This window comes from Streptomyces sp. NPDC005303 (assembly GCF_040607335.1).
Taxonomy (GTDB): Bacteria; Actinomycetota; Actinomycetes; order Streptomycetales; family Streptomycetaceae; genus Streptomyces.
Map to the genome: position 1 here is coordinate 46222 of NZ_JBEXGM010000035.1, position 23144 is coordinate 69365.

Here is a 23144-nt window from a genome sequence, read left to right on the forward strand (position 1 = left end):
CCGTCCATCCGAGCGCACCGGCCGTGACTACGGCGAGAGCGCAATATCTCAGGAGGGAACATGCAGAAGCGACCAAACCATCTGCTGCCCACGGAGGCGGCCACGTCGCTGGCGTCCGCGTCCGGAACCGCCGATGAGGCCGAGGCCGCGACCGGTATCCGCGTTAGCAACGGACGTGTCGTCGAGGCCAATGGCAACGACTTTGTGATGCGTGGCGTCAACCATCCTCACGCTTGGTATACCGACCGGACGGGCTCCCTCGCCGACATTAAGGCGAAGGATGCCAACACCGTCCGCGTGGTGCTCTCCAGCGGCCATCATTGGCCGATGACCAGCGCCGCTGAGGTCTCTACCATCGTCCGGCTGTGCAAGCGGAACCGGCTGATCTGCGTGCTGGAGGTGCACGACACCACCGGTTACGGCGAGGTGAGCGGCGCCGCCACGCTCTCCGAGGCCGCCGATTACTGGATCAAGGTCAAAGGAGCACTGCAGGGCCAGGAGAAGTACGTCGTCATCAATATCGGCAACGAGCCGCACGGCAACAAGGATTACGAGCGCTGGACTTCCGACACCAGCGCCGCCATCCGGAAGCTGCGAGGCGCCGGCTTCCGCCACGCTGTCATGGTCGACGCCCCCAACTGGGGTCAGGACTATTCGGGTACCATGCGCAACCACGCCCACACGGTCTTCGAAGCCGACCCCAACCGGAACACGATCTTCTCGATCCACATGTACGGGGTCTACGAAGCCGCCGCTACAGTGCGGGACTACCTCGACTTCTTCGTCAGCGCCGGATTGCCGATCCTGGTAGGTGAGTTCGGCGACTGGCACACCGACGGCAACCCCAACGAGGACGCGATCATGGCCATCACGGAGGAACTCAGCCTGGGATACTTGGGCTGGTCCTGGAGCGGCAACACTGGCGGCTACCTGGACATGGTCAATAACTTCAAGGCCAACTCCCTGACCGACTGGGGCAAACGCATTTTCCACGGCACCAACGGCATTGCCGCCACCGCCAAGGAGGCCACTATCTACGCCAGCGGAGGTAGCACCGACGGCAATGGCGGCACCGCCCCGAGGGGCAACCTCTACGCATGAACGTCGTCCCGACCGACCCCCACACGGACGGCCGGTGGGTGAAGTAGGGCCCCTGTTGGCGATGCGCGGCTGCACCGTCGCCTCCTACGTCCGCCTTCGTACGCTCGCCGAGGTCACCGACCATCTCGGCGCAAGCGGGCAGACCGGGATCATCGACGGCACCGAGATCCGGGTCCGCCGCCCGGCTGCCGGACGCCAAGGACCGCGAGAAGTTCATCTCGGGCAAAAACAAGCAGAACGCCGTGAAGTCCATGGTCCTCGTGGACGCTGACGGTCGGCTGCTGTTCTGCAGCTCGGCCGAACCCGCCAGTTGCGGAGGCAGGCGCGTAGGCGCGCATGGCAGGCCTCGGCTCGCCGGGCGAAGTCAGGTGGGAGGTTTGGTGTCGGCGGGGAGGTCGAAGGTTAGGCCGCTGGAGCCTTCGCCCCGGCCGGTGCCGCGGCGGGCGCTGAGCCAGACGGCGACGCGGCCGTTGCACCAGCGGGTGCGGTTGTAGGCGACGGTGACCTTGGTACCGGTCTGCGGGACCTCCTCTTCGTTGAGGAAGTACGAGCGTTGCGGGGCGGCGTCCAGGCCCTCGCGCAGGATCGTGGTGCGGGGGCGGACGGGCTTGGTGTCGATCTCGCTGGGCATGCCGGCGCGCTGGAGCTGGATCTTGCGGCTGTCGCCGGGGACGTGCACGGGGATGAACGGGATCCAATTGCCGGGGACCGAGGTCATGGCCAGGTAGGCGATGGGGGCCAGCGGGGCGGTTGGGGGCATGGGCGGGAACAGGCGGCGGCGCTGGGCGAGGATCTCGGCGGCGACCTCGCTGCCTTTGCGGCCCGGGCCGGTGGGCAGCCGTACGGTCTGCTCGATGCCCCAGACCATGTTGGCGTTCTCGTCGCGGAAGAGGTCGACCTCTTCCAGGACGGGTCCGTCGGCGACCTTGGGGACGGTCGGGGCGAGGAACAGGCCTGTGTCGGCGGGGACGGCGTCTGAGCCGATGGTGTCCAGGGTGAACATGGACCAGCGCTGCCAGTCGTTGTCGGCTCCTGCCCCGGCGGGTGTGATCCACAGGCGCTGGCCGAAGACGTCGGTGACGGCTAGGCCGCGCAGCGAGGCCAGTGTCCCGGTGGGCAGGTCGCACGGCAGGTGGAACCAGTCGTTGCTGTAGACGAGGGCGAACTCCAGGACGACCAGGCGGGCCATGTCGGTGCGGTCCGGGCGGACGGCGGCGAAGTTGGTCTTGCCGTCCTCCACCGCCCACCAACGCGGCAGTGGCATGCCGGAGTAGCGCACTGGGGCCGGGAAGACCGTGCGGTTGATCGGGGCGGGCGGTGCGCCGGCCCCGCCCACCGGGGTGCTGGGGTCGATGGAGAAGGCATGCCAGTCGAGCTCGCCGCCCGGGTACTCCTGCGCGGTCAGCACCTTCTCCGAGCCCCCCGGCTGCCCCGCGGCGACCGAGAACCGGTGCTCCAGGCGGTGCGGATCCCAGGTGGCGTTGTCGGCGGGCTGATCGATCAGGCCGTCGAACCAGCCGACCAGCCGGGTGCCCAGCTCGTTGATCAGCGTGCGGTGCGGTGGCGCGACATTGGCGATGCCGTCGGCGGCCTCATGTCCCGCTTTGATGTGAAGGTACAGCTCGTATCCGTCCATCCGCCGGCCGGCGACGGCCTGCAGCGTGGACCAGACCTCGGGGTGGGCTACCCGCGGGGTGTCGGCGTCGCTGGCCGGGGACGGCAGTGCGATGCGATACAGCTTGACGAAGTCCTGCCGATGGTGGCGGATGGGCGGGTTCAGGCTCATCAGCTTGAGCCAGCGGCGGCCGATGGCAAGGCGCAGATCGTACGAGATCTGCTCCGGCCCGAAGGCGAACGGCAGCACTCGGCGTTCAGCGACGTCCTCCAACGGACGGTCAGCCGGCAGGATTTCAGCCGAGCCGCCCGACGCGGACTGGAACCGGCTCGGAACCGCCATCCCCACCGAGTACATGGCGGTGACCGGCGTTCCGGCGTCGGAGCCGCGGAACTCGCCGAGCTGCCACTGCCGGGTGAGTAGCCACAGCGCATCCCGCACCTCCACGCGCAAGGCCCGTTCGAAGTCCGCCGTGCGGGGACGTCCCTCCAGCCGGTTCCACAGGCTGACGGTCGGTTGCTCACGCTCCGCCAGGGCCTTCGGCAGGTTCTCGATGCGTTCTGTCATGGGTTCTTCCCGCGTAGGTTGTTGGTCGCGAAGTCGGTGCTGATGGTGATCGGCTTGCTGGCGGCCGACACCAGCGTGGCGGGCAGCAGGTGGGCGTAGGCGGTCTCGTCCAGGTGGGCGGGCTCGACGGCGCGGGCCTTCATCAGGTCGTACGTCTCGTGCAGCGCCGCCACCAGGTCGTCGGCGTTCCACGTCCCGGTACGTGTGGGCGGGGTGACCAGCAGCATGGCCTGCGGCGGCTCGGAGTCGGGCTTGTCATAGTGCAGAGCGATCCCGGTCGTCTCCTTCTGCGCCGGGATGACCTCGGTCCACTCGTCCAGCAGCAGGCCGCAGAAGTCGTCGGTCGGCGGTGTGGGCTTGGCGCCGTAGTGCGCGGTGAACAGCAGCCGGTCCTCATCCAGCTTCGTGCCCGGCGCGAACTCCATGGCCAGCCAGTGGTCGTCGGTCCGGTATGGCAGCTGGATCGGCACCAGCTGCGGCTCCTCGAAGCCTGGCAGACTGCCGAGCAGTCCCCCGTCACCGCGCAGCGCGTCGCTCAGGATCGCCACCTGCTCCCACAGCCGCGGCTTCTCCCTGACCCGAGCGATGCCGTGCAGCCAGTCGTCCACCGGGAAGTCACGCCCCCCGTCCTCCAGGTGCTCGATCAGGCCGCCGCTGTCGTCGCGGGCCTTCTTCCAGTCCGAAGCGAGCGTGGCCGACGGGGTGTACTCCGGTACGGCCAGAACATCCTCGCCGAGCAGGGCCTTGAGGGTGTCGAGCGCGGCCTCCACCCGGTCGGGTCCGGTCACCGCCGCGTCGTGCTCGGTCAACGCCGCGTCGGCGGCGGTCAGCCGCTCGGCGATCTCGGCTTGCAGCGCCCGTGCCCGGTCCAGCAGTTCCTTCCCGTACGCGAGGACCAGGTCCTCGTACCGGGTCAGCGTCAGCCCGGCCGGGTCCAAGCCGGTCAGCGGCAGCAGCGCGGCGACCTCGGCCAGCAGCCCGCTCAGCGTCTTCTGGCCGGTGTCGGCGACCTTGCGCAGATCCTGCAGCTTGTTCTGGAACGCCTGCCGCCGGTTGTTGATGATCGAACGCAGCTTCTGGGGCGTGTTCGGGCGCGGCGCAGTCGGCGTGGTGGTCAGCAGCCGCTCGATCTGCTCCAGCAGCCGGAACCGCTCCGGGGTCGCGGTGGCCGCTGGGAGCGCGTCGTAAGCGAAGATCAGCGCGTTGGCGTCGGCCAGCGCCTTGGCCATCCGGTCGGCGACCTCGTCTACGGCCGCGAGCACCTCGGTGTAGCGGTCCCGCCGCCAGCCGGCGGCCTCGCCCCAGCCGCTGCGCACCATGCCGAACCCGCCCGCCGTCGCGATCAGATCCCCGTACCGGCGCAGGAACGTGTCGATGCCGCTGATCACCTCGCTGCGCCGGACCGGCGCAGGCGGCTCGGGGAACAGCGGCCCGAGGTCGTTCAGGTAGCCGGTGACGGCCGTGCGCAGCGCCACCAGCGCGTCCCGCACCGCCCCCAGCCGTTCGCGGGGCAGCGTCACGGCCGCGTCGGCGGAGCGGTCGATTGGGGCGTCCCCAGCGGCCGGGATCAGGTCGGTGGGCCGCACCGGCCGGGACGTGGTCATCAGCGACCGCAGAGCGGCGATCAGTGGCGACAGCTCGAAGAACGTCACCTTGCCGGTGATGCGCTTGGTGTGCTCGATCACCAGCCGCGCGTCCGGACGTGGCTGGTCGCGGGTGGCGACCACGCCGATGATCCGGTCGTCCAGATCGGTCATCGACGCCTCGCTCGCGGGCCGTACCGCCCACAGCAGGTCGATCGGCCGCAGCCGCAGGTCCCGCTGGGTGACCACGCTGCTGCGGGCCACCCCGTTGATCGGGTCGGTCCAGGTCACCAGCGCGGCCACGTCCCGCTGGTCGGGCAGCAGCGTGGGCAGCCAATCGTCCACGGCGGGCTCGGCCTTGGCGCGCGGGCCGTCGCCTTGTACGGACGGTGCGCTGTGGCCCGGCCGGATGCCCGGCGTCAGCTGTAGAGCCATCCGGTGGGTCAAGGTGGTGCCGCTGCGCGGTGTCCGGACTACCTCGGGTTCGGGTGCGACGCCTTCCTTCGCGTAGGCGTCGAGGGTCGTCGTCGCCCGCTCGGGATTGCCTGCGAGCGCCTGGTGCGTGCTCTCGGCCACCGCCAGGTCGGCCAGTGCGTCGTGGGTGTCGAGGAGCCGGTGCACCTCCTCGTTGATGGCCTTGCGCTGGTTGGTGTCGGGGTTCGGGAGCCCCTGGGCGCCGAACGGGTAGACGTCCGCGCCGGGCACCTGGGTCACCCGCCGCACGAGTTCGAGGCCGTCGATGACGTTGCGGGCCTCGACCAGCTCGACGGCGGTGCCTGGTGCTGGCTTGGTCTCCTCGATCCGCCCGGCCCGCAGCGGGAAGGCCCCGCGCAGCGCGGTGATGAACGAGTCCAGCTCGGCATCCGGATACCGGTCGTGCAGGGCCCGTTCGAGCCGGTAGCCGAGCAGGGCGCCCAGCGACTGGCCCTGCCGCAGCCCGTCCAGCAGGGTCAGCGCCACCCGGACCCGTTCGGAACTCAGGTTGACGGCGAACATGTGTCGGTCGGTGGGACTGGCGTTGGCGATGTATCCGGCGCGGAGGACCGCGGCGGTGGTGGCCTGCGCGGGCGACGGAGCGTGGATGTAACCGCCGTTGGCTTTGTCGTGCATCAGCGGCTGCGCGCCCGGCGGGTTGAACAGCTGCCCGAGGTCGCCGGTCAGCTGGACCTGCGTCATGCCGGGGCGCGGCTTGGGCCGTACCTCCTCCAGCCAGCCGTACGCACCGAGGTGGATGCCGCGCCGGGCCGGTCCCGTGCCGGACGACCCGTACCGCAGCTCCGCGAGCCGCTCGTTGACCAGCCCCAAGCGCCATGCGTCGAGCCGGTAGGTCGCGCAGTCCAGGTGCTCGGTCAGCACCCGTTCCAGGCGGCCGGTCGGCAGCCCGGCCAGGTGTTTCAGCGCGTCGATCTGTTCGGTGAGCTGCGCGGTGGCCGGGCTCTGCCTGATGACCTCGGGGATGAAGCTCGCCACCAGCCGGTCCGGGCTGCCGGTGATGGCCTGGTCGGGCGAGTACAGCTGGCGGAACCGGCTCTCGCTCTCCACTGGGGGTGCGCCGGGCCGGTTGGGCCGTACGTGGACGAACAGCGGATCGCGCGCGGGTGGCGCCGTGCTCCCGGCTGCGGCGGCCAGGCGGCGGGCGGCGTCCTCCCAGGCGAGCAGGACCGCGTGCCGCGCCAGCAGATACAGCAGCGCCGCAGGCGGCTTGTCGCCATTGAAGCCCAGTTCGAGCCGGATGGTCTCCAGGTCGTGCTCGGCGTGCTGGGCGAGCCAGTGCAGGTAGTTGCCGCCGTCGGGAAGGTACGCGCGGATGTGGTCGGTCTCCGACAGCGGCCGGTCATCGACCAGCGGCCCGAGCAGCGGGTACTGGTCGCCGACGAACAGCCGCCGGAGCACCTCCGGGTCGGCTCCAGGGGGGATGGCGTAGCCGAGGCGGTTGAGCAGGGCACGGATCGGCTGCGGCATGTTGAGCTGGTCCAGCGCGGGGATGACGCGCGGGCCGCCGCTGTTGAGGTTCTCCCGGTTGAAAATGTCCTCGACGCTCTGCGCGTACCGCTGGTAGAACTCCGCCGACGTCGGATGCAGCGCCAGGATGTCCAGCAGCAGCTGGTGCGGGTCCCCGCCCTTGCCCAGGTAGCTGACCTTCGCGACGGCCTTCTGCCAGTCCCCCGCCGCCACGCTGAGCAGCTTGTACAGCGCGCGGCGGTGCGTCGCGCTTGCGGGGAAGGTCATCTTGGAGAAGGCGGTGGTGGGCAGGATGCCGTACGGTTGCCGCCCGATCTTGACCGCCGGGACCGGGCCGCGCCCCGAAACGTTTCGAACGAAGAACTCGCGCGTCTGGTCGACCGCCTGCTCGGACAGGGCCGGATGCATCATGCCCCGCAGGTACGCGCCCCAGGTTGCGGGCCACAGGGCGATGTTGGCCGCGCGGGCGTCACGCTGGTCGGTGCCGTCGGCGTTGGGCATGCCGGTCAGTACGGCTGGGTCGATGCCGAGCAGGTCGGCTAGCCACTGCCCGTCGGTCCGGGTCCGCCAGTCGTCAGATGGGTCCGCCGCCGCGAGGCCGAACGCGGTGCGCAGCGCGGCCTCGGCTTCGGCGTGGCGGTCCTGCCCGGCGGGGGCGGCTTCGCTGTTGTTGGTTGGGGTTCCCTGCGGCAGCAGCCCGTATCCGGACGGGCTGCGCAGCTGCCGGGTGATGAGGTCGGCCAGTTGGACGGCCGTCTGCTCGGGGCCGGACCGCTCCCGCAGTCCGAACACCACTAGCCGGTCCAGTCCGTTGCGGATCTGTGGGGTGAGCGGGATGCGCAGGCCCATGCCGAGCGTCACCGCCCGCCCGAAGTCGGTCAGCCACTGGAGCTCGTCGGGCACGCGCAGAGCGCCGGTCTGCTCGTCCACCTTGAGCTGCTTGTCGGTGTCGGCCTGGGGGTCGGGGCTGACCGCGAGGGCGTCGGGCACCGCCTCGCCGGTCGCTGTCAATACCCGATTGCCGCCCACGTATCCAAGCACGGTGAAGCGGTCCGGCAGGAGCCTGGCCTTCGCCGCCTGGGTCCAGGACTGCTCGGCCAGGCTTCCCGCGGCCGGTGGTGGCAGCACGAGGAACGCCACGATCACCGCGTCGCCGGCAGCGGTAGGCGCGGCGTCGACGCCCACCGGGCGCCGGGACCGGATCGTGTCCGCCCGGCTGGCCCCGACGTCGGCGCGCAGCGCGGTGTCGGCAGCACGCAGCTTGGCCCGGTCGCCGTGCGCGCGCCACACCGCCGTCCAGTAGGTGATGGCCGGTTGCCGGTCGGCGGCCGGTACGGCCTGGCCGGTCACGACCACCAGCACGGTCGCGCCCTCCGGCACCGTCGCGGGCCGATCGGCGGGGTTGACGGGGGTACGGGTCTGCAGCAGCCAGCTGGCCCGGCCGCCGGGCACCCGAGCGACCAGCTCCTGCCAGGCCGCCTGCTCAGCCACCGCGTTCGCGCCGGTCCGCCAGTGCGCCGTCCAGTACGCGTCCACCGCGGTGATCTCGGCGCGGGTCGGTTTGGGCTCGAACTTATCGGTGCACCACTCGTCCGGGAAGATCCGTACCAGCAGTTCGGTGGCGGTGAACCGGGTCTCCACCCGGACTGGGCCGAGCAGTACCGGGAAGTCGTCGCTGAGCGCGGTCACAGCAGCATCTCCTGAGCGTGGACGGCCATCATTACCGGCGCCTGGAACAGCATGTAGGCCACGTCGGCCGAGCTCAGCCCGCCATGCCAGACGGGCAGGAACGCGTCTTCCAGGTGCTGGTCGTTCTTTTCGGCGTCGGCGGCGGGGTCGTCGAAGTCCTTGAGCGGGACCTGCACGGTGCTCGCGTCGAGCCGGATGAACCCGGTTTTACCCGGGTCCACGTCGGCCCAGGTCAGGTCGTTCCACACCTCGACCGGGGTGGGCGGGCCCTCGTCCGCGCCGAACCTGGGGTCGCCGGGACGTTCCTGGATCACGAAGAACCAGCCCGCCGCGCCGGTGGCGAAGTTGCCTTTGGCCTCCGCCGCCGTGAGGTCGAAGCCGAGCAGCGTCAGGTCGGGGTCCACCTTGGCCTCATACAGCGGGAGCCTGATCTCCTCCAGCGTCGGGTGCGCCGGGTCGGCGAGCGTGACCGGGACCCGTTCCTGGGCCGGGTCCGGCGGTCCCGACTCGGGCTGCCAGCGGGCACGGTGCGCGTAGATCGCGGCGTTACGGTACTTCTTCAGCAGGTCGCCGCGGATGACCAGCACGAGGTCGTCAGCCTGCTCGCCGGTCTCCCGCGCGTCGTTCTCCCCGAGCTTGGCGGCCTTGGGCCAGGTGTGCAGCGGCTGGATGTCGTACTGCTTCACGCCCCCGCGCGTGTCCCAGAACTGCCGGAAAGGCGAGCCGCGCTGGTCGGTTGGATACTCGCGCCAGAGCAGCTCGCGGGCCATCCCGTGGTTGAGTCCGACCAGGTAAGACTCGATGAACTCCTGGTTGGTCTCCAGCAGCGTCACCGTGTTCTGCGGGATCAACCCGAGGTTGGGGGCGAAGTAGTCCACCGAGAGGTCCAGCAGCGCCTTGTACATCGGCAGGTCGATGACGGGATAGGCCATCGCCTCGATGAACCGCTCGGCGAACGACTGCAGCCGTTCGGGCAGGCTGACCGACGTCAGCAGACTTGTGGGCACGGTCTTGTCGGCCCGCAGGCCGATCATCATCGCGTCTGTGGTGGCGCGGACATTCAGCGGGTCGTCGCCCTCGGTCTGGCCACCGACGCCCGCCGCGTGCCAGCCCCGGTAGATGTCGCGTAGCCCGTCCTTGAACCGTCTGGCCTCCTCGCTGTCGGCGCCTCCTTCGGAGGGAACGAACATGTCGCCCGGAAGGGTGATCCGGAAGTTGGCGCTGTGCGGAAGCTGGTCGACCGGATCGGCTGGGCCGGCCTCGGTGGCGGCCGTGAGCCCGATCGGCGGTGGTGCTGGGTGCAGGACATCGTTCAGCTGCTTGGGCGTCACCACCGCGTCGGGAGTCTTCATGGCGGCGGCCGCCGTCACGGGGTCGTCCGGGTCGTCCATCCGCGGGATCAGCGCGTCGGGCGGCTTGGTCTCGCTGAACGGCAGGTCCCGGATCAGCCGCCCCGGCCGTAGCATCCTGCGCATCGGCGGGGACAGCGGCGCGGCTGTCACGCGGCTGCGCGCTACGTGGAACCCGACCGCGACCCGCTCGCCCTCGACAGCCACCGCCGGGCGCAGGGCCCGATCATGCGTGGTCACCCGCGAGTTTGCGGGAGCGGTGAGTACGAGGGCCTTGCCGGACGGCACCGGCTCGTCGGCCAGCGTGATCGGTGCGGCGGCGGGCTCCACATGCTTGGCCTGCAGTACGGTCCCGACCTCGCGGGCGAGCTGGGCGGCGCGGATCTTGGCGTTGGCCGCCAACACGTCGCCGACCTGAGCCCAGGCGGCGACCATGAACTCCTCCTGCCGCTCCTGGACGACGCGGGTGCCCAGGTGGGCGGCGACGCGGAAGCGCGGGTCCAGGTTGAGGCGATGCACCCAGTTGCGGTCGGGCGTGATGGGGCTGCCGTCGCGCTTGGTCAGCAGCCGGTTCGCGGGGGCGTGCCAGCGCCCGTAAATCGGCGGGGTGATGATCGGATCGACCTCGGCCGCCACGTCCTGCACCCCGGAGGTGGCGTGCGCGGCGGCCGGGGTCCAGATCGGATCGACCTCGCCCGCCACGTCCTGCACCCCGGAGGCGGCGTGCGCGGCGGCCGGGGTCTGGTCGAGGTAGGCGTCGGCCAGGTTGATCAGTCCGGCGAGGGCCTTCTGGAACAGGTGCGGGTACGGCTCGTCCCACTTGTCGTAGACATCGCCCTTGGGCCGGTTGGGCGACTGGAGTGCGCCGCCCAGCTTGAGCACACCGTGCAGCTCCGCCGGGCTGGTGATGGGCGGCAGCCCGGGCCCTGCCGAGTTGTGCACGTCGAGGTCGCGGCGGCCGATGGCCGGGTCGGCGGGCCGGGGCTCCAGCAGCCGGACCAGGTACTCGAAATCGCCCGCGCTGCCGGTACCGAAGAACCAGCGGTGGTAGTACGGCAACGTTGCAGGTTCGGGGCGGCCCGGGTAGTCGGGGCCCCAACTGGAGTGCAACGCGCCGGGCGCGGTGGCCGGGTCCAGGCCGAGCCCGGCCAGGCGGCCCGTCTCGAACGCGGGGACCAGGAACGCGTGATAGCCGCTGTTGGGCTTGAGCCGCCGCGGGCACATCAGCCGCGAGCACGCCAGGTCGGCATTGGTGCTCAGCACCTGGCGCAGGGCGGCGAGTGCACCGGCGGGATCGTCGTTGGCGACCAGGCCGTCCAGCTCGCCGTTCACGTGCACGTGCGCCCATGCGCCGAGCTGGTCCGGCGGCGGCAGCGTCCCGGCCCGGTCCTTGACCTGGATTGACGGCAGCGGCCGCCCGGCGACCGCGCCCTCGGTGAACTCTGCGCCCGGGTCGTCTGCGGGCTCGGCCGCTCCGGCGAGCACGACGAGCGCCAGCCAGGGCAGCAGTCGCTTGTTGGCCCCGTCCGGTGGGGCCGGGCTGTAACTCCACGGCAGGCCCTCGTCGTAGAACTCGATGTGCGCCAGGTAGTTGGGCTCCACGTTGGTGATCCCGGGGCGCGGCTCCACCCGCGAGATCACCCGGGAATCGATGCCCGCCAAGTCGCCCGGCCCGTACAGCTGCACGGCCTTCTCGACGTCGCGGGTGATCGTGCCGCCGGCCACGCCATCCCCGGTCAGCCGCAGCTTGACCGGGATGACGGCCCGGTCGGCGGTACCCGGATCGGTCGTGATCCGGGTGCTGAGGCCGGTCCGCAGCCATGGCAGGAAAGAGTACGCGTTGCTCACGGCGTCACCGAGCCGGTGCCGAAGATTTCGCTGGTGGCGGTGATTTCGGTGGCGCCGGAGTCGGCGGCGGCAAGGCCCGCGCGGGTGATGCCGCCGGTGACCAGCACCTTGCCGCCGGTCAGCGGGACGGCGGCGAACCCCCACCGGCCCGCCGCCAGACCCCCCGCCGGGCTCCAGTTCCGGGTGGCCGCGTCGAAGATCAGCGCGCTGGCGTAGCCGACGCCGTTGTCCGGGCTGTCGGTGCCGCCGACAACCAGCACTTTGCCCCCGCCCAGTGAGAGCGACCGGTGCAGGCCGCGCCCGGCGGGCATGTTCTGCACCGCGCTCCACGCGCCCGCGACGGGATTGAATGTCTCGGCGGTGGCCCTGCTGAACGGGTCGAAGGTGCCGTTGCCCGGTGCGCCCGGAGGGCTGCCGCCACTGGCCAGGACGGTGCCGTCCGGGAGCAGGGTGGCCTGGTGCCCTCTGCGCGCCGCCAGCAGGCTCCCGGTCGGCGTCCAGGTACCGCCGGTGCCTGAGGCCGGGTCGTACAGCTCGCAGAAGGCCACTGCCGCGTCGGTCTCGCGGGACACGGGCGCGCTGCCACCGACCACCAGCACCTTGCCGGTGTTGAGCACGAGCGCCGGGTGGCCGCAGCGCGCGTCGGTCATCGCGGTGACCTCCGTCCATGCGCCGGTGTCCGGGTCGTAGACCTCAACTGAGCGCAGCGCCTTGACCGACTGCCCGGACCGGGTGGTGCAGCCGCCGGCGACGAGCACCTTCTTGCCGGGCAGCAGCACCGCGCTGTGCCCCCACCGGCCGGTCTTCAGGCTGCCGGTCGCACTCCAGGTGCCCTGCGTGGGGTCGAACACCTCGGCGGAGGCCAGTCCGGCGGACGGGAACGTCGCCGCCCCAGTGATGCCGCCGGTGACCAGGACCTTGCCGCTGCCCAGCAGGGTGACGGTGTGCAGCCGCCTGGCGGTGTGCAGCGCGGCAGCGGCCGTCCACGTCTTGGCCGCCGGGTCGTACAACGCCACCTGCGCCAGCGCGGCTCCGGCGCCGTCGGCTCCTCCGGCCACCAGGACCTTCCCGCTGGCGAGCACGACCGGGCCGTCGTGCTGGCCGGACCACACGCGCGCGGAGGGGAGGGCCCCGGTGCTCGTCCACTGTCCGGTAGCCGCCACGGTGGGACTGGTCATGAGGTGCCTCCGTCGTCAGGGCGTGAAGATCTCGGCGGTCGGGGTGAGGATGTCGGTGCCGGGGTGCGGAGCGGCAGCGGCCGAGCGGGTCCGGCCACCGGCCACGAGCACCCGGCCGTCGGGCAGGTCGATCACGGCGAACGCCCACCGGCCGGTGGCCAGGCCGCTCGCGGGGGTCCAGGTGCCGGCGGCCGGGTCGTACAGCAGCGCACTGCGGAAGCCGCCGTCGAAGGCGGGGGCACGGGTGCCGCCCGCCACCAGCAGCAGGCCGGAGCGCAATGGCAGGGCGCGGTGCCCGGTGCGACCACCGGGCATGTCGCGGACCGCCGTCCATGTGCCAGACCCGACGGTGAAGCGTTCGGCACTGGCGAGGGCGGCGGAGTTGTACGGACCGCGCGCCGGACCGGTCGGGGCATCGCCGCCGGTCACCAAGACGGTGTCGTCGGCGAGCAGCGTTGCCTGGTGACCCGCGCGAGGTGTGGCGAGCGAACCGGTCGGGGCCCATGTGCCGGTTGCCGGGTCGTAGATCTCGCAATAGCCGAGCCCGGCGCTGGTCCGGCCGGTCTTGAGGACGCCGCCGACCACCAGGACCCGGCCGTCCGCGAGCAGTACGGCTTGGTGGTCGGAGCGAGGGTCGGTCATCGCGGTCTCGGTCCACTGCCGTTTGGCCGGGTCGTACACCTCGGCGGACGCGAGCGAGTTGCCGCGGGCGCCGGTGCCGCCGGTGACCAGGATCTTGCCGTCGCGCAGCACGGTGGCGCTATGGCCGAACCTGGCGGTGTGCATCGGCGGAACGTCGCTGCTCCAGGTCGCGGTGAGCGGGTCGTAGATCTCGGTGGTCGCCAGGGGCGCGGTCTGGGTCACGCCGCCGGCGGCGAGGACCCGGCCGTCCGGCAGTAGGCACAGGGTGTGCCCGTCGCGGGCGACCAAAAGCGGCGCGGTGGCGGCCCAGGTCCCGGCGATGGGATCGAAGAGCGCCGCGTCGGCGAGCGGCTTGCCCGCGGCGTCCTGACCGCCGGCAACGAGGATCTTGCCGCTGCTCAGCCGTACCGCTGCCGGGGCGATGGCCGGGGTGGGCAGGGAGCCGGTGGAGGTCCACGACTGCGGGGTGACGGGCAGGTCCGCCGCCTCGGATTCGGGAATGACGTGGAGCTGGCCTATGAGCGCGGGGTCCGCGATGACCCACTCGGCGAGGGCCTCCTCGGCCGCCGCCTGGCTGCGGAAACTCGCCGTGGCCGAGCCGAGCGAGGCCGGCGGGAAGGCCTGGGCGTTGTTACGCAGGTAGGCGACCACGAAGCGCTGGCCCGTGACCTGCACGGTCTCGTCAGGGACGTACGGCTGGCGCTGGTCGGCTTCGCGCTGCGACAGAGGCGAACGGCTGGTGCTGCTGCCCTCCAGAAGCCGGGTGAACACGGCCGGGCTGACGCTGGTCAGCGTCTTAGTGGGCGCGGCGGTGGAGGCGACCTGGCGGACCAGTCCATCGGCCTGCACGATCGTGCGGGTCGCCGGTCGTACGGTGCCCGGCGGGCGGCGCAGCCTGCTGTCGATGACGATCTGCTCGTAGCGGGCACTGCGCTTGACGACGCGGGCGGAGGCGATCGCGCCCTGCGCCGCCACCAGCTCCAGCCCCGCGTCCTGGTCCTCGTACGCCGGTCGCGACAGTTTGGTCGCGTCATCCATGTCCTGGAACTGGCCCATCGCGAACTTGTCAGCGGTGACGGAGGCCCGTACGAGGCCGCCGCCCGACAGGGGCTCGACGGTGAACCGTTTGCCGTCCCGCGGCCGCTGCGCGCCGATGCGATCCAGCCGTACGGCGAGCGGGATCGCACGCTGTCGGATGAACAGCGAGCCGAGGGGGTGCAGCACCAGGTCCTCGGACGGCGGCAACGTCCGCAGCGTGACCAGCGGGTTGCCGCCGCCGGTCGGCAGCCGGGTCTGCCAGCCTTCGGGCTTGGCTACCTCGCCCGCCAGGAGCGGGAGCACGTCGATCGGCGGCAGCGTGCTGTCGCGGTCCTCGCCCCAGGTGATGTCGAAGTGGGCGGAGATCTCGAAGAACAGCAGCGAGATCGAGCCCCGGCCGTGCGCCCGGAACGGTGCCGGGCCTTCGAGCTGGAAGTCCAGGTCGATGCCGTACAGGCCGACACCGAACACCTTGAGCGAGACCCCGGCGGAGATGGCGATGACGAAGCGGAACGGGGAGAACTGGAAGAGCGCGTCGAAGCTGAGATGGCCAGAGATGCCGAAGTCGTCAAAGCCCAGCACCATCTCGGCGCGCGCACCGAACTGCACCGTGTTGCTGGTGATCGCGAAGTAGCCGGAGACGGTGATCCGGGCACCCGGCCGGTTGAGGATGTCCACCCGGATGCGGGGCGGCACCGGGAACGGCAGCGGCGGCGGCTTGTAGGAGGGGTGGAAACCGCCGACGGAGATGACCAGGTCGGGGTCGTTGCCCCAGCCCACCAGCAGGCCCATCCCGCCTTCGAGGGTCATGAACAGCACGCGCGACTCGAAGAGCTGGGCGAAGAACCACAGGCGCTCCTTGTCGAACTCGATCGTGCCGACGAACTGCACCTGCAGGACCAGCAGCGGCAGGTCGGTGGCGGGCAGCACGCAGCGCAGCACGCCGAGGACGGCGATATTGCCGGGGACCTCGATGATCACCGCGAGCGAGACCGAGACCAGCGTGGGGGTACCCCAGCCGATCTTGGCCATGGGCCCGACTAGGAATGTGCCCTGCTCGGGCGGGAAGAAGGCGCGCAGGTCCGATAGGATGCGCGGCGCGTTGGCCACCACGTCGCGCGGGAACATCACCGACTCGATCGAGCCGGTCCGTACCCCCTCCCCCAGGGCCTGCAGGTTCATCCGGCGGTTGAGCCCGACGATCCCGCCCACCGCCAGCAGGGTGAAACCGAAGCCGAGCTGGATGCCGGTGCCGAACTCGGCGGTGATGATCAGCAGCAGCGAGAAGCCCGTGGAGCCGTCCGGCATCCGGGTGCTGATCAGCCCGATCGCCTTGACGTCGAACAGCCCAGCGAACTCCAGCTCCAGTACCCCGCCGTACTCCCCCCTGGCCGGGTCGAAAAACAGGTAGCCGCCGCCGGTGATGACGCCCGCGTCCACGGAGAGGCCGACTCCGTTTGGCGGCTTGAAGCGGAAGTCGAGGTCGAAGGGGCCGAGGGAGCCTCCGCCCTCCGGGAAGCTGGGCGTGACGATGATGCCGACGCGGTCCACGGCGGCCTTGATCGGCCCGAGTTCGGCGGTGAAGCCCCCGGAGATCTCCAGCGGGAACGAGCCGTCCTCGCCGATGCCGATGCTCAGATACAGGGTGTCGATCTCGACGGGGCCGAGCTCGACGTGCACCGGGATGGCGAGGTCGAGGGCGCCGCTGCCTTCGAGCCGCACCCCGGTCGAGGGCGACCACAGGGCCTTCAGCGCGAAGTCGGACTCGATCCGGCCGCCGCCGGTGATGGTCTTCAGGAATCCGTCGCCCTCGGCGAGGTCGATGAGCAGATGCCCGCCCTCCAGCTCCAGCCGGGCGGAGGGCTCGACGCTGGCGCTGGCCCCGGCCGCTGCCTCCGTCTGGAGGCCGAGAGCGGCGGCGAACCGCTTGAACTCCAGTCGGGAGCTGCCGGTGCGGCCGATGAGGAGGATCGGGTCGCCGTTCTCGCGTCGCGCCTCGGCGCCGAGGGAGACGTCGAGGGTGAGCGACGCGGCGGGCCGGAGGGTGACCGTCAGCGGAGGGGTGACGGTGCCCTGCAGACCGGAGTCGAAGGCGGCCGAGGCTTCGAGGAAGAAGGTCCACAGGGGGCTCGGCCGGGCCTTGGCGGAGTACTCCAGGGCCGCCGCGCCTTTGACCTGGATGTCCAGCGCGGGTGGGACGGCCGATGCGTCGACGCCGAGGCTCAGCCCGGGAAGATGGAAGGTCGGCGGGTGCTCGGGCTGCTGCGGCGGGCCCTGGTAGAAGAAGTCCTGCTCATGTTTGACGAGGTGTTCGGCGACGATCCGGAACAGTTTGGTGCCGTCGAAGGCGGGCGTGCCGAACCCGAAGACCTCCGCGAGGAGTTCGCCCGGATCGGTGAACAGGTCGAGCAGCCGGTCGAAGTGGAGGACACGGCGGGGCACGGGAAGCCGGGTGGGATCGGCGAGGTCGTACACCGCGGGGACGTTCTCGACGACGCCGAGCAGGGACAGTGCCTCGACGGCCGTGCGGCTCCTGCCCTCCAGATGGGCGATCAGGGCGTGGTCGACGATCCGCTTGGGCAGCGCGCGCACGTCCTCGCGCAGCCGGGCCCGCTGGGCGTCGGTGAGGTGGGGGTCGGCGGTGACGGTGCTGTCGAGGGCGGGGCCGAGGGCGTCGATCGCCGCGAAGGCCTGTCCCAGGACGCCGATGAGGGTGGCGCCCTCGGTGACGATCCGCTGCGCTTCCCCGTCCTCGATCGCGTCGGTGAGGCGGACGACGGCGGGGCCCAGGCCGGCGATCTGGACGGCGGCCGTGCCGATGGCGGCTGCCGCCGGGCCGACCCCGCCGGGCAGCCACAGCCCCAGCTCCTGGAAGAAGGCGTCCCGCCCTGGCTCGCGGAGCCGCTGTTCCAAGGGTTCCAGGGCGCGTGCCACCTCGCGGGCCAGCAGCTCCAGTGTCCCTGACGCCATGTCAGCTCACCCCGCTCACGGGTACGTCGAGTTCGGACAGCCGGGCGCCGGGGAGCGCGAGCACGAAGGCGCGGTGCTCGGCGATGCCCGCCCGCAGGGCGGGGCTTCCCGCCTGGTCCAGCTCGTCGAGCAGCCGGTCGAGGCCTTCGGCCAGGGGCTTTCCGCCGAGCACGCATGGTACGAGGATGTCCTCGCGGAGTTCGCTGTACAGCAGCAGCCGCACGAGGAGGGGGCCGTGCATGCGGTGCCAGGCGACGGTGACGCGCCGCTCGCCTGTCACGAGTCGCTGGACCTCGTCCTGGTGCCGGGCGACCAGCGTGGCCAGCAGCTGCCCGGCGGGTGTCACGACGAGCCGGTCTTGGACCGCGCGCACCCGGTGGGTGAAGGGCACGCGGGCGGCGGGGTAGGCCGCCGCGGGGAGGACGATCGGTTCCTCGTCGGTTGTGGCGGCCGTGATGGCGGCGGGCGGAGGGGGCTTCACCGCGGCCACCGCCTTCTCCGGGTTCACGCGTCCCGCGCCCCAGCCGCTGTCCAGTTGGCCGAGGGGCACGGGCGGTACCGGTGGGTCGCATTTGGCCATCAGCTGGGCGGCGATGGTGCCGTGGTCCAGGTGAGGGTTCATCTGGAACATCAGCGCGACGACGCCCGCGACATAGGGCGCGGCCATGCTGGTGCCGCTATGGGTGGTGTAGAGGTTGTTCGGCGTGGTCCCGCCGCTCTTCGCCGAGACGATGAGCACGCCGGGCGCGCACAGCTCGGGTTTGAACCTCAGGTCGGTAGTGGGTCCCCGGCTCGATGTCGGGTGGAGGTGGTTGTCGTCGGTGTTGAAGGAGCCGACGGTGATCACTTGACGGGCGGTGCCCGGAGAGCAGATGGTCCGGCTCTGGTCCTGCTGGGCGGGATCGAATCGGCCGGGGGGATCGCCGGGGTCCTCGGTGAACCAGGCGTCGAAGGTGACGGCGGAGCCCGCGGTCTCCTTCAGCGAGAACGTCCAGGTCCCCATGCTCACCCAGGCGTCGGGCACGCGATTGAGCCTGAGGGTGAAATGGCGCTTGCCGCTCGGCGACTCGGCGAGTGCGTATCGGTGACTGACCGGATGGCCCCCCGTGCCGCCCAGCACCACATCGTGGAACGGCGGATCCTCGGTGCCTTCCGGGTTCACCACGGTTGGCAGCGAGGGGCCCGTCGTCGCGTCCGGTGCGCCGGGTGCGTTGGGTGGCGCGGTCAGATTGACGCTGAGCCGGCCGGGGCCCTCGTACCAGAGGTGGAAGAAGTTGGTCCGGGTGTCGGCGAAGTCGATGATGAACCGGATGGGCACCGGGCCGCCGCCCGCGGTGAGGTGGCCGCGTGTGTGTTGTCCGCCGCCAGGCTGGTTGGTGGGCACGAGGTCCGGGCCGCCCTCGGAGGCCGGGATGACACGAGCGCCCTCGTTGCCCGCGGCGGCGACGACGGCCCGCTTGGTGCTGCCGAACAGGAGGTCGTCCAGGCCGATGTCCACATCCCTGGTTCCGTCGCCCGCGTAGCCGAGTTGGCCCTGGCTCAGGTTGACCACCGCGGGCTTGGTGCCCGACGCGAGCCAGGGTTGCTGGAAGACATGCGTGGCGCCCTTGAGTATCTGGGCACCGGCCGCTGCCTTGATGATCACCAGGTCGGCGCCGGGAGCGACACCGATCGGCTGGTCTTTCTTGCAGCAGCTCTTGGAGACCTTTCCCTCGCCCGCGGCGATGCCCGCGACATGGGTGCCGTGGCCGTCCAGGTCCCGGGACACGAACGGCTTGCGGGGGCTCGCCGCGAGCGCCGCGTTGATCTCGTCCTGGGTGATGAACCGTCCGCGTCTGACCACGATCCCCGGGTGCGTCCCTCCGGTGAAGGTGGGTACGGGACGGATCATGGGCAGCAGGTACGGATCGATGATCGAACCGTCGTAGATTCCGGTGAAGTCGATCTCGATGGGCTTCGCGGGGAGCGGGCCTCCGGTGACCGCGACGTCCCCCGGGTCGATCGAGTTGAACCCCTCCAGTGCCGTCTGCACGGTGGCGGCCTGCAGGGGGAAGGCGAGGGATCCGGTGTGCTCGTCCGCCTGCTTCGGCGCCCGCCACCACAGGACGACCGAGCCGGTCGGGTTGCCGGTGCACTCGATGGTCTGGCGCAGGCTCTCGTCGTAGAGGGAGACGATGCGCGTCCGGGGCGGGTTCGTGCCGGGATAGATGAACGCCGGATGGTAGATGTCCACTCCGGTGTCGATGATCCCGACGACGACGCCGGCGCCGGTGAAGCCGCTCGGCAGCGGCGGTACGGACCGGGCGCCGACGCCTTGGCCGCGGTCCACCGCCTCGGACGCCACGGTCTCTCCGCTCCCCTCATGGGGAGGTGCGGCCAGGGGCTTCAGTCGGCGGTCGCTCTGGATCGCCACCACATTGGGGACGGCGGCCACGCTCTCCAGGTCGGCGACGGCGATCGTGCCGACCGCGATCCGGTCGGTCCGGAACTCGGTCCACAACCCTGCCCGCTCGGCGGCCTCCAGGTCGCCGTCGACGCGGACGAGAACGGTGATCTGCAGGTGACCGGCGGCTTCCAGCTCGGCCCGGGCCGAGCTTGCCGCGGCGCTGTCCGTCGTCCCGGAGGCACCCCGCGTGGTCCGTGCCGCGTCCTCGGCGACGTGGGCGAGCCGCTGAAGATCCTTTACGCGGGAGGCCAGCTCCCCGTCGAGTTTGCCGGTCACCTTCCATCACCTCACATCCGCCGTCGGTCCGTGAGGACATCGGAGCGGCTGGCATCCCACCTGGCACCCGGGAAACGCGTCCGGACGTCTCGTTACATGACCTCTCTAGGGCGTGGGACTGATGGTGCCGTCCTCCGCCATGTCGAAGAGACCCTGGGTTTTGCCGTCTACCTTGGTGTGCTTGAGCCAGTACTTCGACAGGCTGTGCAGGTTCTTGTGCTGGCCTTCCCACACGATCTGGTGCCCGGCGCAATCCGCCTTCACCAGCAGCCGGTGCGACCCCGGGATGGCGTCGTAGAGCGCGGGGACGGAGAAGGTGAGCAGGGGATCGCCGCTGTCCGGCGTCGCGTTCGCCGTCGTGTCGTATTCCCCGTAGACAATCAACACCGGCACGCTCCCGCCGAGCACGCCGTCCCGCGCCGCGGCCTCCGTGTTCCAGCCCCACCACAGCGCGTTCCGGAACCGGCTAAGACCCAGCGGGCGGCCAGACGGCTGGACCTTGCCCCAGGTGCGGCCGATCGGATCAATGTCCATCAATGCCTTCCAGACCGCATCTACAATGTCGGGTTCACGCTGGTTGGCACAGTGGACCTGAGGGTCCCAACTCTGCTTGAAGCCAGCCTGGGTGAACACATTGGTGGGGAATCCGGGCACCGGCAGCGTGGGCGGCGGGTCCGTCCTGCCGGCGGGCGGGAACATGGGAGCGACCAGAAACAAACTCTCGACCTTCTCGGGGTTGTCGATCACGTACGGACCCATCTGGAACGCAGCCGCGGACCACCCGATGAACGCAACCTTCGAGACGTTACGCTCGGACCGGATGTACTCGACCACAGTGTCCAACTCGTCCCAGTCGCTCTGGGAGTTACTCAGCTGGAACGGATAACTGGGTGTGCGTTGCCCAGAGAGCGGAGGGATGAGAAGGGTGGTGTGCAGAGCCGGATTGACGTTGCACGGGTCCTCCATGCGAGGCCGCGTCGACCTGCCCGATCCCTGCAGGTCCATCATGAAGACGTCGTGGCCTGCCTGCGCCAGGGCCTCGCCCCACCCGTAGGAGCTGTACTGGAGGTCGAAGCCCGCCAGTACAGGGACACTTCTGCCATGCAGCATCAGGACTGCCTTGCGCCCCGCCGGAGGACCGGAGGGGGTGCTGTCGTACTCCCTTACGAAGAGGTCGATCAGCTGACCCTTCGACGCGTCGATGGTCGACCTGTGCGGGACCATATGGTCTATCGTTTTGATAGCCATGAAGATCCTCCCGCTTGCTTGACCGCATTGGCTTTCATAGGCGCACCGCACTGCGAAATAGCCACGAACGCAGTACCAGCTTGGACGCTGCCTTGTTGGCGTTTATCTCGCTTCGTCAAGTGTTTCTGATTCAACTGGTATGGTGCGCCGACTTCGATACGCTTCGACAAGTCGTGAGTGCGCTTCCACTTCTGCAAGCTGAGGCTATTTCATGTACATGAGTACGTGAACCCACAAGATGCAGAACCCACATCCTCATCCTCGACAGTCTGCTCTGGTGTGTGAGTCAGATCTGCCTGCAGTCGCGCGGACTTTGCTTCTGGTCGAGGCTCCATTCAAGCCTAAGTCCGGCCAAAAGGTCCTGCAATCCAAGCAATCGCACGCCGCTCACCGGGACATAGATGATGGCCGTGAACCTCGTCACGGGTGTCCTGCGTTCCGCCGCCCTGCGGCCGTAGCTGAGAGGGAGAGGGATCAGCAGCTTTGGTGATCTCCCGCAGTCCGTCCGGAACAATCCAGCTCCACGTCCTCTACCCCACGGGGGCCGACGAGCCACGTCACTAATGCCCCTGTCTGCACTGGTTGGTTCAGAATGAGGCTGCCCTCGGGCACCCGGTCCTCCCGGTGCGGTCCGACGCCGCCAGCTGTCTGGAGCGCGTCTTTTCGCTGTCAAGGGTCGGCTACCCACGCCACGGTCACTCCGCCGCCGGCTCCGGTCTCGTCATCGGCATCCGCATCCGCATCGGCGCTATGTACCTGTCCTCCCTGCTCACCGGCTGGTTCGTCGACCGCTACGGCCACATGAAGATCGCCGCAGCATCCGGCATCACCCTCCTTGCCGCCCGCATCCTCGCCGCCGCAGCCCCCGGCGACTCCGTCGCCCTCCCCGCACTGCCCTTGGCGCTGCTGGGCCTGGGCTGGAACCTCGGTCTCGTCTCCAGCACCGCGATCATCTCCGACACCGTCCCACTGGCCGCCCGCGCGAAGACGCAGGGCCTGGTCGACGTTCGCCGGCGCCACCGGCGGCATGGTCGCCGCCGTCAGCTACCCCGCCCTCGCCCTCACCGGCGGTGCGCTCTCCCTCGCCCTCCTGGCCGCCGGCGCCGCCACCGCCTACCGCCGATGAAGCCCATGATCCCCGACACATCCGCGCCGGACATCACCGTCGATGGCACCGGACTGCTCTGCGTCACCCTCCTGCTGCGCCTGCGCAAGGAGATCACCGGCGCCCAGCCGGGCACCGTCGTCCACGTCATAGCCACCGGCCCGCCGCACCGCTCGACCTGCCCGCCTGGTGCCACATGACCGGACACCACTACCTCGGTTCTGTACCAGACGGCCCGCCGATGCGCCTGTGTACGCACTGCGGATCGCTGCTGGTGCGCGCCCTACCCGAGCAGGCGCCCCGTGGCATGCGGATGGCTGGGAGGCTGAAGGCCCGCCTCATCTCAGTAGCTTGGCCGTGCGTTCGGGATGGGCGGTCCCCACATAGTGCATGGCGGTCTTCTCCGTGATCCCGAACAGGCGCATCAGCTTCAGTGGATCGCCGCACTCGAGCGCCTCGTTGAGGATTCGGTCCTGGCGCAGGCCATCCAAGGTCACGCCTTTGGGCAGCACCCCTCGGAGCGTGCC

At 70.4% G+C, this 23144-nt stretch carries 10 protein-coding genes and 2 pseudogenes; 3 read left to right on the forward strand and 9 right to left on the reverse strand.

All coding sequences use genetic code 11. From position 1 onward, the window contains the following. The first annotated feature begins 60 nt into the window (after positions 1 to 60). Positions 61 to 1101: a glycoside hydrolase family 5 protein gene (locus ABZT93_RS33825; RefSeq protein ID WP_356111892.1), complete on the forward strand. Its 1041-nt coding sequence runs from the start codon at positions 61 to 63 to the stop codon at positions 1099 to 1101. Positions 1102 to 1465: 364 nt separating this feature from the next. Here the strand turns inward: ABZT93_RS33825 and ABZT93_RS33830 are convergent, their stop codons facing one another. The 8 genes and pseudogenes from ABZT93_RS33830 to ABZT93_RS33865 form a co-directional block, all read right to left on the reverse strand. Beyond that, complete coding sequence (locus ABZT93_RS33830) at positions 1466 to 3283, reverse strand: hypothetical protein (RefSeq protein ID WP_356111893.1); 1818 nt, start codon at positions 3281 to 3283, stop codon at positions 1466 to 1468. After that, positions 3280 to 8517, reverse strand: coding sequence for a hypothetical protein (locus ABZT93_RS33835; protein ID WP_356111895.1), 5238 nt, complete (start codon positions 8515 to 8517; stop codon positions 3280 to 3282). Before ABZT93_RS33835 ends, ABZT93_RS33830 begins: the two co-directional genes overlap by 4 nt. Continuing rightward, positions 8514 to 11714, reverse strand: a complete 3201-nt coding sequence (locus tag ABZT93_RS33840) for a hypothetical protein (protein WP_356111897.1) — start codon at positions 11712 to 11714, stop codon at positions 8514 to 8516. The genes ABZT93_RS33835 and ABZT93_RS33840 overlap by 4 nt, the downstream gene beginning before the upstream one ends. Continuing rightward, positions 11711 to 12892, reverse strand: coding sequence for a kelch repeat-containing protein (locus tag ABZT93_RS33845; protein WP_356111899.1), 1182 nt, complete (start codon positions 12890 to 12892; stop codon positions 11711 to 11713). The genes ABZT93_RS33840 and ABZT93_RS33845 overlap by 4 nt, the downstream gene beginning before the upstream one ends. A 15-nt stretch (positions 12893 to 12907) precedes the next feature. Continuing rightward, positions 12908 to 17542: a DUF6603 domain-containing protein gene (locus tag ABZT93_RS33850; protein WP_356111901.1), complete on the reverse strand. Its 4635-nt coding sequence runs from the start codon at positions 17540 to 17542 to the stop codon at positions 12908 to 12910. A gap of 1 nt (position 17543) precedes the next feature. Continuing rightward, positions 17544 to 20264: a S8 family serine peptidase gene (locus ABZT93_RS33855; protein ID WP_356111903.1), complete on the reverse strand. Its 2721-nt coding sequence runs from the start codon at positions 20262 to 20264 to the stop codon at positions 17544 to 17546. A 105-nt stretch (positions 20265 to 20369) separates the two neighbouring features. Continuing rightward, the gene (locus ABZT93_RS33860) at positions 20370 to 21512 is read right to left on the reverse strand and encodes an alpha/beta fold hydrolase (RefSeq protein ID WP_356111905.1); all 1143 of its coding nucleotides are present in this window, start codon (positions 21510 to 21512) and stop codon (positions 20370 to 20372) included. Positions 21513 to 21894: 382 nt separating this feature from the next. Next, positions 21895 to 22027, reverse strand: a pseudogene (locus ABZT93_RS33865) (IS5/IS1182 family transposase); the annotation flags it as partial. Positions 22028 to 22202: 175 nt separating this feature from the next. On the opposite strand from ABZT93_RS33865, the pseudogene ABZT93_RS33870 reads away from it, so the two are divergent. Both ABZT93_RS33870 and ABZT93_RS33875 read left to right on the forward strand, forming a co-directional pair. After that, a pseudogene (locus ABZT93_RS33870) lies at positions 22203 to 22638 on the forward strand (MFS transporter); the annotation flags it as partial. 5 nt (positions 22639 to 22643) lie between these two features. After that, the gene (locus tag ABZT93_RS33875) at positions 22644 to 22817 is read left to right on the forward strand and encodes a hypothetical protein (protein WP_356111907.1); all 174 of its coding nucleotides are present in this window, start codon (positions 22644 to 22646) and stop codon (positions 22815 to 22817) included. Positions 22818 to 22955: 138 nt separating this feature from the next. Here the strand turns inward: ABZT93_RS33875 and ABZT93_RS33880 are convergent, their stop codons facing one another. Continuing rightward, the gene (locus tag ABZT93_RS33880; protein ID WP_356111909.1) at positions 22956 to 23129 is read right to left on the reverse strand and encodes a hypothetical protein; all 174 of its coding nucleotides are present in this window, start codon (positions 23127 to 23129) and stop codon (positions 22956 to 22958) included. Positions 23130 to 23144 lie beyond the last annotated feature (15 nt).

Bases quoted from the DNA above. Each gene is read 5' to 3' on its own strand.
- ABZT93_RS33825 (WP_356111892.1), top strand. From the start codon at position 61: ATGCAGAAGCGACCAAACCATCTGCTGCCCACGGAGGCGGCCACGTCG.
- ABZT93_RS33830 (WP_356111893.1), bottom strand. From the start codon at position 3,283: ATGACAGAACGCATCGAGAACCTGCCGAAGGCCCTGGCGGAGCGTGAG.
- ABZT93_RS33845 (WP_356111899.1), bottom strand. From the start codon at position 12,892: ATGACCAGTCCCACCGTGGCGGCTACCGGACAGTGGACGAGCACCGGG.
- ABZT93_RS33850 (WP_356111901.1), bottom strand. From the start codon at position 17,542: ATGGCGTCAGGGACACTGGAGCTGCTGGCCCGCGAGGTGGCACGCGCC.
- ABZT93_RS33860 (WP_356111905.1), bottom strand. From the start codon at position 21,512: ATGGCTATCAAAACGATAGACCATATGGTCCCGCACAGGTCGACCATC.
- ABZT93_RS33875 (WP_356111907.1), top strand. From the start codon at position 22,644: ATGATCCCCGACACATCCGCGCCGGACATCACCGTCGATGGCACCGGA.